The organism is Pseudomonas sp. UBA2684 (assembly GCA_002354655.1).
Classification (GTDB): Bacteria; Pseudomonadota; Gammaproteobacteria; order Pseudomonadales; family Pseudomonadaceae; genus Aquipseudomonas.
The window spans coordinates 90,378-105,203 of sequence record DELY01000059.1 but is presented as its reverse complement, the minus strand read 5'-3'; the positions used below and the strand labels follow the sequence as shown (position 1 = coordinate 105,203).

The 14,826-nt window shown below is 64.2% G+C and carries 12 protein-coding genes; 3 read left to right on the top strand and 9 right to left on the bottom strand.

The window, feature by feature from the left end:
• Window positions 1-96: 96 nt before the first annotated feature.
• Both B3M58_RS22315 and B3M58_RS22310 read right to left on the bottom strand, forming a co-directional pair.
• On the bottom strand, window positions 97-1,371 hold the full coding sequence (locus B3M58_RS22315) for a sensor histidine kinase (protein WP_296222586.1): 1,275 nt from the start codon (window positions 1,369-1,371) through the stop codon (window positions 97-99).
• Window positions 1,361-2,044, bottom strand: coding sequence for a response regulator transcription factor (locus tag B3M58_RS22310; RefSeq protein ID WP_296222584.1), 684 nt, complete (start codon window positions 2,042-2,044; stop codon window positions 1,361-1,363). The genes B3M58_RS22315 and B3M58_RS22310 overlap by 11 nt, the downstream gene beginning before the upstream one ends.
• A gap of 123 nt (window positions 2,045-2,167) precedes the next feature.
• Here B3M58_RS22310 and B3M58_RS22305 point away from each other — a divergent pair, with 123 nt between their 5' ends.
• Complete coding sequence (locus B3M58_RS22305) at window positions 2,168-4,147, top strand: LTA synthase family protein (protein WP_296222582.1); 1,980 nt, start codon at window positions 2,168-2,170, stop codon at window positions 4,145-4,147.
• The gene (locus tag B3M58_RS22300) at window positions 4,137-4,883 is read left to right on the top strand and encodes a phosphatase PAP2 family protein (protein ID WP_296222581.1); all 747 of its coding nucleotides are present in this window, start codon (window positions 4,137-4,139) and stop codon (window positions 4,881-4,883) included. Before B3M58_RS22305 ends, B3M58_RS22300 begins: the two co-directional genes overlap by 11 nt.
• On the opposite strand, the gene B3M58_RS22295 is transcribed toward B3M58_RS22300, so the two are convergent.
• The gene (locus B3M58_RS22295; protein WP_296222580.1) at window positions 4,846-5,775 is read right to left on the bottom strand and encodes an AEC family transporter; all 930 of its coding nucleotides are present in this window, start codon (window positions 5,773-5,775) and stop codon (window positions 4,846-4,848) included. The genes B3M58_RS22300 and B3M58_RS22295 overlap by 38 nt on opposite strands.
• Before the next feature lie 105 nt (window positions 5,776-5,880).
• Here B3M58_RS22295 and B3M58_RS22290 point away from each other — a divergent pair, with 105 nt between their 5' ends.
• Window positions 5,881-6,792, top strand: a complete 912-nt coding sequence (locus B3M58_RS22290; RefSeq protein WP_296222578.1) for a LysR family transcriptional regulator — start codon at window positions 5,881-5,883, stop codon at window positions 6,790-6,792.
• Here the strand turns inward: B3M58_RS22290 and B3M58_RS22285 are convergent.
• From B3M58_RS22285 to B3M58_RS22260, 6 genes are all read right to left on the bottom strand, one after another.
• Complete coding sequence (locus B3M58_RS22285) at window positions 6,762-7,871, bottom strand: HPP family protein (RefSeq protein ID WP_296222577.1); 1,110 nt, start codon at window positions 7,869-7,871, stop codon at window positions 6,762-6,764. The two genes, B3M58_RS22290 and B3M58_RS22285, sit on opposite strands and share 31 nt — an antisense overlap.
• Before the next feature lie 69 nt (window positions 7,872-7,940).
• Window positions 7,941-8,882 (bottom strand): Nudix family hydrolase, encoded by a 942-nt coding sequence (locus B3M58_RS22280; protein ID WP_296222575.1) that lies wholly within the window; start codon window positions 8,880-8,882, stop codon window positions 7,941-7,943.
• Complete coding sequence (locus tag B3M58_RS22275) at window positions 8,879-9,511, bottom strand: glutathione S-transferase (RefSeq protein WP_296222574.1); 633 nt, start codon at window positions 9,509-9,511, stop codon at window positions 8,879-8,881. Before B3M58_RS22275 ends, B3M58_RS22280 begins: the two co-directional genes overlap by 4 nt.
• Before the next feature lie 123 nt (window positions 9,512-9,634).
• Window positions 9,635-10,852, bottom strand: coding sequence for a bifunctional glutamate N-acetyltransferase/amino-acid acetyltransferase ArgJ (gene argJ / locus B3M58_RS22270; RefSeq protein ID WP_296222573.1), 1,218 nt, complete (start codon window positions 10,850-10,852; stop codon window positions 9,635-9,637).
• 138 nt (window positions 10,853-10,990) lie between these two features.
• Window positions 10,991-13,726, bottom strand: coding sequence for a preprotein translocase subunit SecA (gene secA / locus B3M58_RS22265; RefSeq protein WP_296222572.1), 2,736 nt, complete (start codon window positions 13,724-13,726; stop codon window positions 10,991-10,993).
• A 118-nt stretch (window positions 13,727-13,844) separates the two neighbouring features.
• Entirely contained in the window at window positions 13,845-14,771 is a 927-nt protein-coding gene (locus tag B3M58_RS22260; protein ID WP_296222571.1) for a M23 family metallopeptidase, read from the bottom strand.
• Window positions 14,772-14,826 lie beyond the last annotated feature (55 nt).

Genomic DNA, 14,826 nt, shown 5'->3' with positions numbered 1-14,826 from the left:
TCCATGGCTGCCAAAGTAGCGACGGAGGCATCAAGCCCCCGTCAAAAGGATGTGAAAAAAACGTGAAGCGGCGCCCTCGCAGGGCGTTTTGGCCGGTTAGCCGTCGTGCCGCAGGTTGACCTCGAACACGCTACCCTGCGGCGGCAGTTCACGCACGCGCACCGCCCAGCCCTGGTGCGTGCAGATCCGTTTGACCAGGGACAAGCCCAAGCCCAGACCCTCGCCGCGCGCCTGGGCACCGCGCACGAAAGGCAGGAACATCTGCTCCTGCTGATCCAGGGGAATGCCAATACCGCTGTCTTCCACGCGAAAACCACCGTTATCGAGGATCAGCCGCACCGAGCCCTGCTCGGTGTAATGCAAGGCGTTGCGCAGCAGGTTGGAGATCACCGTCCGCAGGAAGGTCAGGTTGTACTGCGCCGCATCCGGAGCCTGCTCGATCAGTTCAAACTGCAGGCCTTTCTCGCGGATCAACGGCGCCCAGCGCTTGCTCTGCTCGTCGGCCACCGCGGCCAAGGTTGCCCTGCCGCCCTGGGTCGACTCTTGCAGGCGCGCCCGCGCAAGGATCAGAAAGGTCTGCACCAGGTCGGTCATTTCCTCTGTCGCCCGCTGGATACGCTGCACCTGCTCGCGCTGGAGGGCATCCAGGTGGGAGGCCTCTGCCAGCAGTTCGCAGGAGCTGGCGATGATCATCAGCGGCGTGCGCAGCTCATGGCTGACGTCGCTGGTAAACAGTTGCTCACGCTCCAGCGAGTGGCGCAGTTGCCCCAGGGTGCTGTCGAACGCCGCAGCCAGGTGGCCGACTTCGTCGTCCGGGTAATCCGGCGCCAGAGCCGGCGCCACGGCGTGCAGTTGATCGCGGTGGCGCACCTGGTTGGCCAGGCGGATCACGGGCGCCATCACCCGACGCGCCAGCAACCAGCCAAGGCCCCAGGCCGCCAGTACGCTGAGTAGAAAACCGGCCAGCACCACATTGAACAGGATACTTTCACGCGCCTCGAACTCGTGCTGCTCCTGCACCAGCATAAAAACCTGAGCGTTCTCCCTGCGCGTGAAGACATAGAACGCCTGATCGCCTTCGACCACCTCGGAAAATCCGTCGCGCGCCTCGGCGAACTGCTTTGGCACGGCATAGCCGGGCAGCTGCGTGGCGAAAAAGCGCGTGCTGGAATCCAGTCGAGGCGCTTGGCCGCGTGTCAGGTCGTCATCGATAACGATGCTCAACTCGCGACTCAGCTCCTCGGAAACCAGGTGCTCTTCGACGAAGTGCACGATCGCCACGATGCTCAGCGAAAACACCCCGCTGACGGCCAGAGTCATCAGCACGAAGGCGATCACGATGCGGCGCAGCAACGGCTGTTTAGACACCATCGGCCGACTCCGCCAGGCGATAACCGATGCCATGGATGGTGTGCAGCAGCGGTGTGCCGAACGGTTTGTCGAGCACCTGACGCAGCTGGTGGATATGGCTGCGCAGGCTGTCGCTATCCGGGCAATCGTCGCCCCACAGTGCTTCGTCCAGGGCTTCGCGGCGCACCACGGCGGGGCTGCGCTGCATCAGTACGGCCAGCAGCTTCAGCCCCAGCGGGTTGAGTTTGAGCGGTTGCCCGGCGCGGCTGATGTGCAGGGTATCGAGGTCGTAGATCAGCTCGCCGACTTGCAGTTGGCGCTTACGGTTGCCCTGGCTACGCCGCAGGATGGCCTCGATGCGCGCCACCAGTTCGGACAATGCAAAGGGTTTGAGCAGGTAATCGTCGGCCCCGACGTTCAGCCCTTGCAAACGGTCGTCGAGGGCGTCGCGGGCAGTCAGCATGATGATCGGCGTGTCGCGCCGGGCGTCCTCGCGCAGGCGCTTGCACAACTGGTAGCCGTCCATGCCGGGCAGCATGATGTCCAGCACGATCAGGTCGTAATGCTCGGTCGCGGCCAGGTGCAGCCCGCTCAAGCCGTCCTGCGCGCAATCGACGCTGTAGCCCTTCAGGGTCAGGTAATCGAGGACGTTGGCGAGGATGTCCCGGTTGTCTTCCACCACAAGAATGCGCATGTTCGGCCAACCCTTTGGCAAGGTCACGGATAAGTGCTTTGACGCTTTTTTCACAGGTTTTTTACGCCAGGCTCACGAACCCCTGAGCAGACTGCCGCGCATCCCTCTGACGCGGATCATACGATGCCACCGTTCACGTTTGCTCAACTACGCTACCTGTCGCTGATTCTGCTGGCCTGGCTGACGGTCTTTCTCGTCACCCGCAGCGGCCTGCTGCTCAGCCACCTGGCGGATGCCGACGCCAGCCCGCAGGCGCTGGCCCGCCTGTACGCCATCGGCATGCTCTACGACCTGGCCTTTCTGACGTATGCCGCCCTGCCCTTGACCCTCTACCTGCTGCTCTGCCCAAGGCGCTTGTGGCAACGCCGCTGGCACCGTGGCGCGCTGCATGGGCTGCTGGCCGTGAGCCTGTTCGCCATGCTGTTCGGCGCGGTGGCGGAGTGGCTGTTCTGGGACGAGTTCGGCGTGCGCTTCAACTTTATCGCCGTGGATTACCTGGTGTACTCCGACGAAGTAATCGCCAATATCCTCGAGTCGTACCCGATCTATCCGCTGTTGGCGGTCTTGGCCGCGCTTGCCGTGGCCGCCGCGGTGCTGCTGCGCAAGGTCACCACGGCAGCGCTCAATGCGCCCCTGCTGTCCTGGCGCGGCACGGCCCTGGCGCTGGCCGGCAGTGCGCTGTTGGCCGGCGCCAGTAGCCTGTTGCTTGGCCAGGATGTGCCCCGCGGCATAGGTGGTAATGCCTACCAGCGCGAGCTGGCCAGTAACGGCCCTTATCAATTCTTCGCCGCCTTTCGCAACAACGAGCTGGACTACCCGCAGTTCTATAGCACCCGGCCCCAGGCCGAGGTGGCGCAACAGTTGCGCGAGGAGCTGCGTGAGCCCAACGCGCGCTTTCTCAGCCAAGAGCCAATGGATATTCGCCGGCAGATCGACAACCCCGGTCGGCTGCAACGGCGCAACGTGGTGCTGGTCACCATCGAGAGCCTCAGCGCCAAATACCTGGGCAGTTTCGGCGACACCCGCGGCCTCACGCCACACCTCGACCGCTTGCGCCAACAGAGCCTGTTCTTCAGTAACTGCTATGCCACCGGCACCCGTACCGACCGTGGCCTGGAGGCCATCAGCCTGTCGATCCCGCCCACCCCGGGGCGCTCGATCGTCAAACGCATCGGCCGGGAAAGCGGCTTTGCCAGCCTCGGCCAGCAGTTCCAGGCGCTGGGCTACGACAGCGCTTTCGTTTACGGCGGACGCGGCTATTTCGACAACATGAATGCGTTTTTCAGCGGCAACGGTTACCGCGTGGTCGATCAGAGCAGCGTTGCCGAGCAGGACATCCACTTCAAGAACGCCTGGGGCATGTCCGACGAAGACCTCTACGCCCAGACCCTGAAACTGGCCGACGCCGACCATGCCGCCGGCACGCCGTTCTTCCTGCAACTGATGACCACCTCCAATCACCGCCCCTACACCTACCCCGCCGGGCGCATCGACATTCCCTCCGGCGACGGCCGCGAGGGCGCGGTGCAATACACCGACTACGCGATTGGCGAGTTCCTGCGCCAGGCCCAGGGCAAACCCTGGTTCGCCAACACCTTGTTCGTCTTCGTCGCCGACCACACGGCCGGCAGCGCCGGGCGCGAAGACTTGCCGGTGGCCAACTACCACATCCCGCTGTTCATCTATGCCCCCGGGCTGATCGCGCCGCGCGAGTTCGCCGGGCTAACCAGCCAGATCGACCTGGCGCCGACCCTGCTCGGCCTGCTCAACGTCGATTACGACTCGACCTTCTTCGGCCGCAACGTGCTGCGCGACGACGCCGCCCCCGGCCGTGCGGTGATTGGCAACTACCAGCACCTCGGCCTGTTCGACGGCCATGACCTGGCCATCCTCAGCCCGCGCCACGCCATGCGCCGCCACGACGACGCCTTGGGCATCAGCCACGAATCGAACGCGACCTCGAGCGACCCGCTGGTCGCCCGCGACATCGCCTATTACCAGGGTGCCAGTTACGGCTTCAGCCATGCCCTGCTCGGCTGGCAACCCAGCACAGGGCCACTCAACGCCGCGCGGCAGACCCAGGAGCCGGCACATGCACGGTGAACCCTTGACGGCCTCGCGGCCCTTCAATTTCTACCTGGGCTTCGGCGTGCCGTTGGCCGCGATGCTGCTGTTGCTCGGCGATCCGACGGCAGTGGATTTCGCCCTCGCGCACTGGGCCTACGACCCGCAGAACGGCTTTATCGGTCGGCACAGCGGGTTCCTCGAAGACGTCCTGCATGACCGCGCCAAGCAAGCGGTGATCGGCATCGGCGTGCTGGCCATCGCCGGCTTCGTTCTCAGCCTGCTGGGCGCGCGCTGGCGGCATTGGCGCCGGCCGCTCGGTTACCTGGTACTGGCGATGGGCCTGTCCAGCAGCCTCGTCACCCCGCTGAAAGCCCTGACCGGCGTGCATTGCCCGTGGAGCCTGAGCGAGTTTGGCGGCCAGGAAACCTACACGCTACTGCTCAGCGCCCGCGCGCCCACAACCAAACCCGGTCGCTGCTGGCCTGGCGGTCATGCCGCGGCAGGCTTCTCGCTGTTTGCACTGTTTTTCCTGCTGCGCGACCGGCGGCCACGCGCGGCGCAGGTCGCGCTGGGCCTGGCGTTGGGCCTGGGGACGCTGTTTTCGCTGGGGCGCATGCTGCAGGGCGCGCACTTCTTATCGCACAACCTGTGGACGGCACTGTTCTGCTGGACCATCTGCCTGGGCGCCTACCGCCTGCTGCTCTATCGCCCCGTGCAGGTTGCCGACGAGCGCCTCACGGCGCAATCAGGTACAGACACAGCGACAAGCTGAGCAGCGAGCCCAACGTCGACAGCAGGATGCTGCGCGACACCACCGACGCCTCGCGGCGGTAGAACTCGGCCAGCATAAACGGCCCGGTGCCGGTCGGCAGCGCGCTGAGCAGCAAGGCCGCGTGCGCCCACAACGGCGGTAACTGGAACACGTGGAACGCCAGCACCCAGGTGATCAGCGGGTGGGCGATCAACTTGAGCAGCACCAGGCCGAGGCTGCCGTCGCCGCGTCCGACCTGCTTGTGGGCGAGAAACAGGCCCAGAGCAATCAGTGCACAGGGCGCGGTGGCGCTGGCCAACAGCTCGATAAAGCGCTGAGCCGGCAGCGGGAGCGGCTGCCCGCCCACGGCCCACAGACCACCGAGCAAAGGCGCCACCACCAGGGGATTTTTCGCCAGCGCCAGCAGCACCTTGGCCACCGCGCGGTGCAGGCTTTTCTCGTCTTGCAGGGCGACCTCGATGCACACCACCGCCGAGGCGAACAGCACGCAGACCACGATCAGCGTGGCGATCAACGCTGGCTGCAAGCCCGCATCGCCCAGCACCAGCACACACAGCGGAATGCCCATGTAGCCGGTGTTGGCGTAGGACGCGGCAAGGCCTTGCACACTGGCATCGGCCAGGTTGCCAACCCGACGCAAGCGCCACAGCACGGTCAGGGCAAAGACCGCCAGGGTGCCCAGGCTGTAGGCGAGGATGAAACGCGGCTGCCAGACTTGCGCCCACACCGCCGTGGCGGTGGCCTCGAACAGCAGCGCCGGCAGGCACAACCAGACCACCATGCGGTTGATTTCCGAGGCGGCATGCGGCCCGAGGATGCCCAGGCGGCGACAGAGGAAACCGGCCAGGATCAGGGCGAAGATCGGCAGAATCACGTTGAACACGGAAGCCATACGTCAGCCAACTCGCAGTCGTCGGAGGTGACGCAGCAGGTTAGGGCTGGCGATTGATACCGTCTAATGCTATTTGGTAGGAAAATTCATACCGAAACCGTATCGATGATCGATTTCCGCCAATTGCGCTACTACACCGTGCTCGCCGAAACCCTGCATTACGGGCGCGCGGCGCAGCAGTTGCACATCACCCAACCGCCGCTGAGCCGGCAGATCGCCGCGCTTGAGGCCGAACTTGGCGTCGTCCTGCTCGCGCGCACCTCGCGCGCGGTCAGCCTGACGTTGGCGGGCGAACAGTTCTACCGGCACGCCAAAGGTCTGCTGGCCGACCTCGATAACGCCATGCGCACGGCCCAGGCCACCGCACGCGGCGAGCGCGGCGAACTGCGCCTAAATTTCACCATGAGCGCCGCCTGGAACCTGCTGCCACGCTTGATCAAGGCCTACAGCGGCGAACGACCGGCGGTCAGCCTGCGCCTCAATGAAACCCTGCCGCGTGATTTGCAGGCGGCACTCAACAGCGGCAGCGCGGATATCGGCATCGCCTTTCCCGCTCATTTGCCCGGCCATCTGCGCTATTTACCGCTGCACAGCGAGCCGCTGTGCGCGGTGTTGCCGAGCACTCATCCGCTGGCAGCGCAGGCATGCATCGATGTCGCGTGGCTGGCCGACGAGCGCTTCGTGAGTTTTCCCAGCAGCACCGCACCGGCGCTGCACGAGGCGCTGCTGAGCTGCTGCCAACAGCAAGGCTTTAGCCCGCACATCCACCTGGAAACCCACCTGCAGCAGACCATCGTCAACCTGGTCGCCGAGGGCCTGGGCGTGTCCTTGGTGCCGGATTCGATGCGCCGCATGCAACTCGCCGGCGCGGTGTTTCGCCCACTGCTGGCCTCGCCACGGGTCGAGCAAGGCCTGTACTGGAACAGCGCCAACAGCAATCCGTGCCTGCCCGGCTTCATCGAGTGCGCCCAGCGCCTGGCCAGCGCCTACCGCGCCTCGGGCGTTGCCGCCGAGTAGCGGTCCAGGGACACGCGAAACAGCGCCGCGACCAAGTCCGACTGGGTAACGATGCCCAGCAGCACCTTGTGCTCATCGACTACCGGCACCTTGTGCACATGGCTGTCGGAGAGCAGTTGCACCAGGTAGGTAATCGGCCAGTCCGCTCGGCAGCTCGGCACCTGACGCTGCATCAGCGTGCTGACCGGCGCGCTGCTGGCCGTGGCCGGCACCAGGTCGTGCAGGTAGAGCATGCCGTGCAGCTCGCGCCGCGCGCCGAGCACCGGCATGGCGCTCAACTTGTGCGCCTGCAAGTGCGCCAGGGCCACGCCGACCGAGGCATCCGGCGCGACGCTGAGCACGTCCTTGGACATGATGTCGGCGCAGCGGATTTCACCGAAACGGCGGCGGTACGCCCGCGTCTCGGTTTGCAGGAGGATTTCTTCGAGGTCGTCGCGGGCAATGTCGAGCAGCTCGCCGCGCGCCTTGAGCACCGCATCCAGATCTTCCGGGGTAAAACCCAGGCGATCACGCGGAATCGGGTCGGCGGTGTGGTGCACATTGACGTGTTCAACCGGGCGATGCGGGTAACGCCGGCGCAACGCGTTATTGAACAACAAGGCCATCAGCAACAAACCCAGGGAGTTCAGCGCCACCGGGTAAAGGGCGAAGTGGTAACCCAGCTGGGCAATCTCCTCGCCCGCCAATACCGCCGTCAGGGCGACGGCGCCGCCCGGTGGATGCAGGCAGCGCAAAGCGAACATCCCGGCAATCGCCAAGGCGCCGGCCAAGGCGGCGACCGCTCCGCTGTGCCCCAACCAACTGGCGCACGCCACGCCGACCAACGCGGCAACCAGGTTGCCGCCGATCACCGACCAGGGTTGCGCCAAAGGGCTGGCGGGTACGGCGAATAGCAACACCGCGGACGCGCCCATCGGCGCGATCAGCCAAGGGCTGGCGTCACCCAGGGCTTCCCGGCACAGCCAGCCGGTAAACAACAGGGCAAGAAACGCCCCGATGCAACTGAGGGCCTGCTCACTGCGGCTGACCGCCATCGGCGCCGGCCAAAAGGCTTTCAGCCACTCTATAAGCGCATTCACTGCCTGGGCCCCCGCCTATCACGCACCATTTCAGGGCGCGACTATACCCCTACCGCCAAGCCATGCCCATCAGTCCGGCCAGAATGCGCGAATTCCGGCGACGCCTTGCGCACCCACCTGCCAGGCCTGTTCGAGTTGCGCCGGGCCGACGCCGCCCAGCACGTATGCCGGCTGATTGAAGCCTTGTAGCAACTCGGCGACCTGCGCCCAGCCGAGCGCCGGCGTTGCGGGATGACTTGGCGTGGCCTGCACCGGCGACAGGGTGACGAAATCCACGCCCATGCGGGCCGCCAATTGCAACTCGGCAGCCGAGTGACAGGAGGCAGCCAGGCGCCGCTCCAGCGGAAACGGCCGGCCCTTATCGACGTATTGGCGCAACTGCGCGGCCGTCAGGTGCCAACCGGCGGCGGGAAAATCGCCCAGCCACTCCAGCGGCCCCTTGAGCATCAGTTGCGCCTTGCCGGCACACAGGCCTTGGATATCCACGGCGAGGTCACGGTACTGGGCATCGAACATACCCGGCGCCCGCAACTGGATCAGGCGGATGCCGCTGGCCAAGGCGCGGCGCACGCCGTGCAGCAGCTCAGCGGGGGGTAAATCCTGCGGGGTGATCAGGTAGCGCTCGGGCAGCCGCGCGGCCATGACGATCGGCGCATTGGCCGCCGGGAAGGCATAGTCATCCAATTGCCGGGGGCTGACCCAGGCCAGCGGCTGGCCTTCGGCGCCATGCGGTTCGCCGGAGAAGGCCGAGACCTCCCAGACGTCCAGCAGCACCTGTTTATCCGGGTAATCGTGGCGCACCTGAATCAACGGCCGCGCGGCGCTCGGACGAATACCCAGCTCCTCTTCCAGCTCGCGGGCCAGGGCCTGCGGCACCGTCTCGTCGGCCTCGACCTTGCCGCCGGGAAACTCCCACAGACCGCCCTGGTGTTGCTCCTCGGCACGCTTGGCGATGAGGATGCGACCATCCGCGCCGCGGATCACTGCTGCTGCTACATGAATACGTTTCACGCCAGTCGCTCCTCCTGGGCGGCCTGATACCAGCGCTGGAACGCCGGCCATTGGTAGATAGTCGCCACATAACGCGCCGCCTCGTCGGGCAGCGCCACCTGGTAGCTGCGCAAACGCGCGGCCACCGGGGCGAAGAACGCGTCCGCCAGGCTGGCGTGACCGAACAGGAACGGCCCGTCCTGGCCGAAGCGGGTCCGGCATTCGGCCCACAGCGCGCAGATGCGCTGGATATCCGCCTGCGCGGCATCCGGGATGCGGTCCAGCGCCTGGTCGCGTTTGAGGTCCATCGGCAGGTGCGTGCGCAGGCCGACAAAACCGCTGTGCATTTCCGCACACACGCTGCGCGCCACCGCCCGGGCGTACTGCCCGCGCGGCCACAGGTGCGCCTCGGGAAAGCGTTCGGCCAGGTACTCGGCAATCGCCAGGGTGTCCCACACCGGACCGTCCTCGGTCTTCAGCAGCGGCACTTTGCCAGTCGGCGAATGCAGGCGAATGCGGGCTTGGCTATCCGCGCGATTGAGCGCAATCACCAACTCGCTGTAGGGTGCGCCGGCCAACTCCAGGGCCAACGCGGCGCGCAGCGACCAGGACGAATAGGTTTTGTCGCCAATAACCAGAATCAGGGACATGCGCTCGTTCCTCTCTTGCGGGTCGTTGGACGTTAAAAGGCGGCTCCCCGAATAGCAAATTCCCGTTGCTCATGGCCCCATGAACAACGGGAATAGCGGCAGCACGTCACCCACCGGTCACACTCAGGTGCGGTACTCGGCGTTGATTTTCACGTACTCGTGGGACAGGTCGGTGGTCCAGATCGTCTCGCCACAGGTGCCACGGCCCAATTCGATACGGATGGTGATTTCCGCCTCGGCCATCACCGCCGCGCCTTGTTCCTCGGTGTAGCTGCTCGCCCGGCAGCCGCGACTGGCGATGCACACCTCGCCGAGGAAAACATCGATCTTGCTCACGTCCAATTGCGCCACCCCGGCGCGGCCGACCGCGGCGAGAATACGCCCCCAGTTCGGGTCGGAGGCAAACAGCGCAGTCTTGATCAGCGGCGAGTGGGCCACGGCATAGCCGACGTCCAGGCACTCCTGATGAGTCGCCCCGCCATTCACCTGCACGGTGACGAACTTGGTCGCGCCCTCGCCGTCGCGCACGATGGCCTGCGCCACCTCCATGCACACCGCGAACACCGCTTCCTTGAGCTTGGCGAACAGCTCGCCGCTGGCCTGGGTGATTTCCGGCAAGGCCGCCTTGCCGGTGGCGATCAGCATGCAGCAGTCGTTGGTCGAGGTATCGCCATCGATGGTGATGCGGTTGAACGACTTGTTCGCCGCATCGCGCAGCAGGTCCTGCAACACACCCTGGGCAACCTTTGCATCGGTAGCGATATAACCGAGCATGGTCGCCATGTTCGGCTTGATCATCCCCGCGCCCTTGCTGATACCGGTCACGGTCACGGTCACGCCGTCATGCACAAACTGGCGGCTGGCGCCCTTGGGCAGGGTGTCGGTGGTCATGATGCCGGTGGCGGCCTCGGCCCAGTGGTTTTCCGACAGGTCATCCAGCGCGGCCTGTAAGGCGCCCTCGATTTTCTCCACCGGCAACGGCTCGCCAATCACCCCGGTGGAAAACGGCAGCACAGAGCTGTCGTCGACACCGGTCAACTGAGCCAGCGCGGCGCAGGTGCGCGCGGCATTCTGCAAGCCCGGCTCGCCGGTACCGGCGTTGGCATTGCCGGTGTTGGTCAGCAGGTAGCGCACGCTGCCCAGCACGCGCTTCTTAGCCAGGATCACCGGCGCCGCGCAGAACGCGTTGAGGGTGAATACCCCCGCCACGCTGGAGCCCTCGGCACAGCGCATGACCACCACATCCTTGCGCCCAGGGCGCTTGATGCCAGCCGAGGCGATGCCCAGCTCAAAACCTGGAACCGGATGCAGGGTAGACAGTGGGCCAAGACCAACAGCCATAAAGAACGCTCCTTGAGGTAGTAGGACTGAATTCGATGGTAAAACGCCGCGAGCGGCTAAGCCGTTCGCGGCGTTGTGGGGGCGGGGTCAAGCGAGTGGCCAAACCCAAAGCCCTTGTTGCGGTGTCGCGTCAGACCATCAGGTCAGTTGACCATGACAATGCTTGTACTTCTTGCCAGAGCCGCAAGGGCAAGGCTCGTTGCGGCCGATCTTCTGTTCGACCCGCACCGGCGCCACGGCAACGGCGACATCACCGTCCTCGTCCGCCACTTGCGGCTGCAGCAGCGCCGAAGCTTCGGCATGCTGGAACTGCATACGCTCGGCCATGGCTTCGGCCTCGCGGCGCAGACGGGCTTCTTCTTCGACCGGGTCTTCGCGACGCACCTGCACGTGGGACAGCACACGAATGGTGTCGCGCTTGATCGAGTCAAGCAGCTCCTGGAACAGGGTGAACGACTCGCGCTTGTATTCCTGCTTGGGGTTCTTCTGCGCATAACCGCGCAGGTGAATACCGTGACGCAGGTGATCCATGGTCGACAGGTGGTCTTTCCACAGGTCGTCGAGCACGCGCAGCAGAATCTGCTTCTCGAAGGTGCGCAGGGCCTCGGCACTGGCCTGCTCTTCCTTCTCGTTGTAGGCCGCGATCAGCTCTTCGAGGATGCGCGCGCGCAGGGTTTCTTCGTAGAGCTTGTCGTCTTCGTCCAGCCACTGCTGGACCGGCAACTTGAGATTGAAGCCACTGTAAATTGCCGCTTCCAGGCCGGGGATATCCCACTGCTCAGGCAGCGATTGCGGCGCAATGTGCTCGTTGATGGTGCCATCCAGCACTTCGCGGCGGAAGTCGGCGATGGTCTCGCCGATATCGTCGGCGGCCAGCAGGCTGTTGCGCATGTGATAGATCACTTTGCGCTGCTCGTTGGCTACGTCGTCGAATTCCAGCAGTTGCTTGCGCATGTCGAAGTTGCGGCCTTCGACCTTACGCTGCGCTTTCTCGATGGCGTTGGTCACCATCCGGTGTTCGATGGCTTCGCCGGACTGCATGCCCAGGGCCTTCATGAAATTCTTCACCCGGTCGGAGGCAAAGATGCGCATCAGGCTGTCTTCCAACGACAGGTAGAAACGGCTCGAACCTGGGTCGCCCTGGCGCCCGGAACGGCCGCGCAGCTGGTTGTCGATCCGCCGCGACTCGTGACGCTCGGAGGCGATCACATGCAAGCCGCCGGACTCGATCACTTGCTGGTGGCGCTTCTGCCAATCGGCTTTGATCTGCGCAACCTGTTCGTCGGTGGCATTTTCCAACGCCGCCACTTCGACTTCCCAGTTACCGCCCAGGAGAATGTCGGTACCGCGACCGGCCATGTTGGTGGCGATGGTCAGTGCACCCGGACGACCGGCCTGGGCAATGATTTCCGCTTCTTTTTCGTGGAACTTGGCATTCAGCACCTTGTGCGCCATGCCTTCCTTGTCGAGCAGCTGCGACACGTACTCGGAGCTCTCGATCGTCGCGGTGCCGACCAGGATTGGCCGGCCCTGGGCCTGGCATTCCTTGATGTCGGTAATGATCGCGGCGTACTTCTCTTCCTGGGTCAGGTAGACCAGGTCATTGAAGTCCTTACGCGCCAGGGCACGGTTGGTCGGGATCACGATCACCGCCAGGCCGTAGATCTGATGGAACTCGAACGCTTCGGTGTCGGCGGTGCCGGTCATACCGGACAGCTTGTTGTACAGGCGGAAGTAGTTCTGGAAGGTGGTCGAGGCCAGCGTCTGGCTTTCGGCCTGGATCGGCAGGTTTTCCTTCGCTTCGATGGCCTGGTGCAGGCCTTCGGACAGACGACGACCCGGCATGGTGCGGCCGGTGTGTTCGTCGATCAGCAGCACCTGGTTGTTCTGCACGATGTATTCGACGTTGCGGTTGAACAGTTTGTGCGCGCGCAGACCGGCATACACATGGGTCAACAGACCCAGGTTATGCGCCGAATAGAGGCTTTCGCCCTCGGCCAGCAGACCGACTTCGGTGAGCATCTCTTCGATGAACTGGTGGCCCAGCTCGTTGAGCTCGACCTGACGGGTCTTCTCGTCGACCTTGTAGTGGCCTTCCTGGGTGACCACGCCTTCCTCTTCCTCAATGTGCTGCTTGAGGCGCGGAATCAGCTTGTTGACTTCGATGTACAGCTTGGAGCTGTCTTCGGCCTGGCCAGAAATGATCAGCGGGGTGCGCGCTTCGTCGATAAGGATCGAGTCGACTTCGTCGATCACCGCGAAGTTCAGCTCACGCTGGAACTTGTCGTCCAGGCTGAAGGCCATGTTGTCGCGCAGGTAGTCGAAGCCGAATTCGTTGTTGGTGCCGTAGGTGATGTCGGCGGCATAGGCTGCACGCTTTTCTTCCGGCGGCATGAACGGCGTGACGATACCCACCGACATACCGAGGAATTCGTACAGCGGACGCATCCAGTTGGCGTCGCGACGGGCCAGGTAGTCGTTGACCGTGACCACATGCACGCCCTTGCCGGACAGCGCATTGAGGTACACCGCCAGGGTCGCTACCAGGGTCTTGCCTTCACCGGTGCGCATCTCGGCGATCTTGCCGTCATGCAAGGTCATGCCGCCAATCAGCTGCACGTCGAAGTGACGCATACCCATCACCCGCTTACCGGCTTCACGGGCAACCGCGAAGGCTTCCGGCAACAGCTGGTCGAGGGTTTCGCCTTTGGCCAGACGGGCTTTGAACTCTTCAGTCTTGGCGCGCAGTTGCTCATCAGAGAGTGCGAGCATCTGCTCCTCGAAGGCATTGACGGACTGAACCGCCTTGAGCATGCGCTTAACTTCACGCTCGTTCTTGCTTCCAAAGAGTTTTTTCAACAAAGGCGCAAACATATCGACAGGATCTTCCACGCGTATGGATGGAGGGCGGCCCCGTGAGTCGCCCATGCAGCCTTCATGGCTGCGTGCGAAGGGGGCATTCTACCCGGAAACGAACTTGAGGAAAGCGGCGTTATTCGACGCCACTGACTCTGGCGATGTAACTGGCGGGGTTGACCAGGCGGCCTTTCTTGCTGACTTCGAAGTGTACGTGGTAACCGGTGGAGCGCCCGGTGCTACCCACTTTGGCAATGGTCTGGCCACGCTGCACCAGATCGCCGACCTGCACCAGGTTGCTCTGATTGTGCGCATACAGGGTGACATAGCCATCGGCATGACTGATTTCCACGGTATTGCCATAGCCGGAACGGCGCTCGGAAGAGGTCACCACGCCAGCGGCCACGGCGACCACATCACTGCCGGCCTTGGCGGCGAAATCCACGCCTTTGTGCACACTCAGACGCCCGGTCAGGGGATCGGTACGCCGACCAAAAGGCGACGACATATAGCCCTTCAGCACCGGGCGCCCTGCCAGGTATTCGGCCTCGTCGAGGCGGCGTTCGGCGAGCAGTTGCTCCAACACCTCAAGTTGCTGCTCGCGACTGTCGAGGCGCAACGCCAACTCATCCAGGGTACTGATAAACGGGGGCGGCGCGTAAGCCGCACCGCCGAGCAAATCTTCCGGGCCACCCTGACCGACATTCAAGGAAAAGTCGAACTCACTGGCATCCAATTCCGCCAGCTCGGTCAGACGTTCGCCCAAGGCATCCAGACGCGTCAGACGCGCCTGCAGCTCGGCGACGTGCGCCGCAAAGGCATCCAACTGACGTTGCGCATCGACACGCACAGCGCCCACCTCGGCACGCTGCTCATCCAACGCCTGGGTAATCTGACTATTGTCCGCCAGCCCCGGCGATTGCGGCGCCCACCAGGCACCCACGGCGACGCCGCTGCCCAGCGCGGCCGCGACGAGCACCAACAGTGCCATCAGCAACCAGCGTAAATCCAGGCTGAGCGAGCGAGCAGCGCCATGACGGCGGCTGAGTAAGATGATCTGCATGGCTTCCCCTATAAGGTGGAACCCAAGTCGGTAGCAGGGATTCTGCTACCATGGC

Excerpts from the sequence above, each read along its gene's own strand:
- argJ (WP_296222573.1), bottom strand. The coding sequence starts at position 10,852 with ATGGCTGTTGGTCTTGGCCCACTGTCTACCCTGCATCCGGTTCCAGGT.
- B3M58_RS22305 (WP_296222582.1), top strand. The coding sequence starts at position 2,168 with ATGCCACCGTTCACGTTTGCTCAACTACGCTACCTGTCGCTGATTCTG.
- B3M58_RS22290 (WP_296222578.1), top strand. The coding sequence starts at position 5,881 with ATGATCGATTTCCGCCAATTGCGCTACTACACCGTGCTCGCCGAAACC.
- B3M58_RS22315 (WP_296222586.1), bottom strand. The coding sequence starts at position 1,371 with ATGGTGTCTAAACAGCCGTTGCTGCGCCGCATCGTGATCGCCTTCGTG.
- B3M58_RS22295 (WP_296222580.1), bottom strand. The coding sequence starts at position 5,775 with ATGGCTTCCGTGTTCAACGTGATTCTGCCGATCTTCGCCCTGATCCTG.
- B3M58_RS22300 (WP_296222581.1), top strand. The coding sequence starts at position 4,137 with ATGCACGGTGAACCCTTGACGGCCTCGCGGCCCTTCAATTTCTACCTG.
- B3M58_RS22275 (WP_296222574.1), bottom strand. The coding sequence starts at position 9,511 with ATGTCCCTGATTCTGGTTATTGGCGACAAAACCTATTCGTCCTGGTCG.
- secA (WP_296222572.1), bottom strand. The coding sequence starts at position 13,726 with ATGTTTGCGCCTTTGTTGAAAAAACTCTTTGGAAGCAAGAACGAGCGT.
- B3M58_RS22310 (WP_296222584.1), bottom strand. The coding sequence starts at position 2,044 with ATGCGCATTCTTGTGGTGGAAGACAACCGGGACATCCTCGCCAACGTC.
- B3M58_RS22260 (WP_296222571.1), bottom strand. The coding sequence starts at position 14,771 with ATGCAGATCATCTTACTCAGCCGCCGTCATGGCGCTGCTCGCTCGCTC.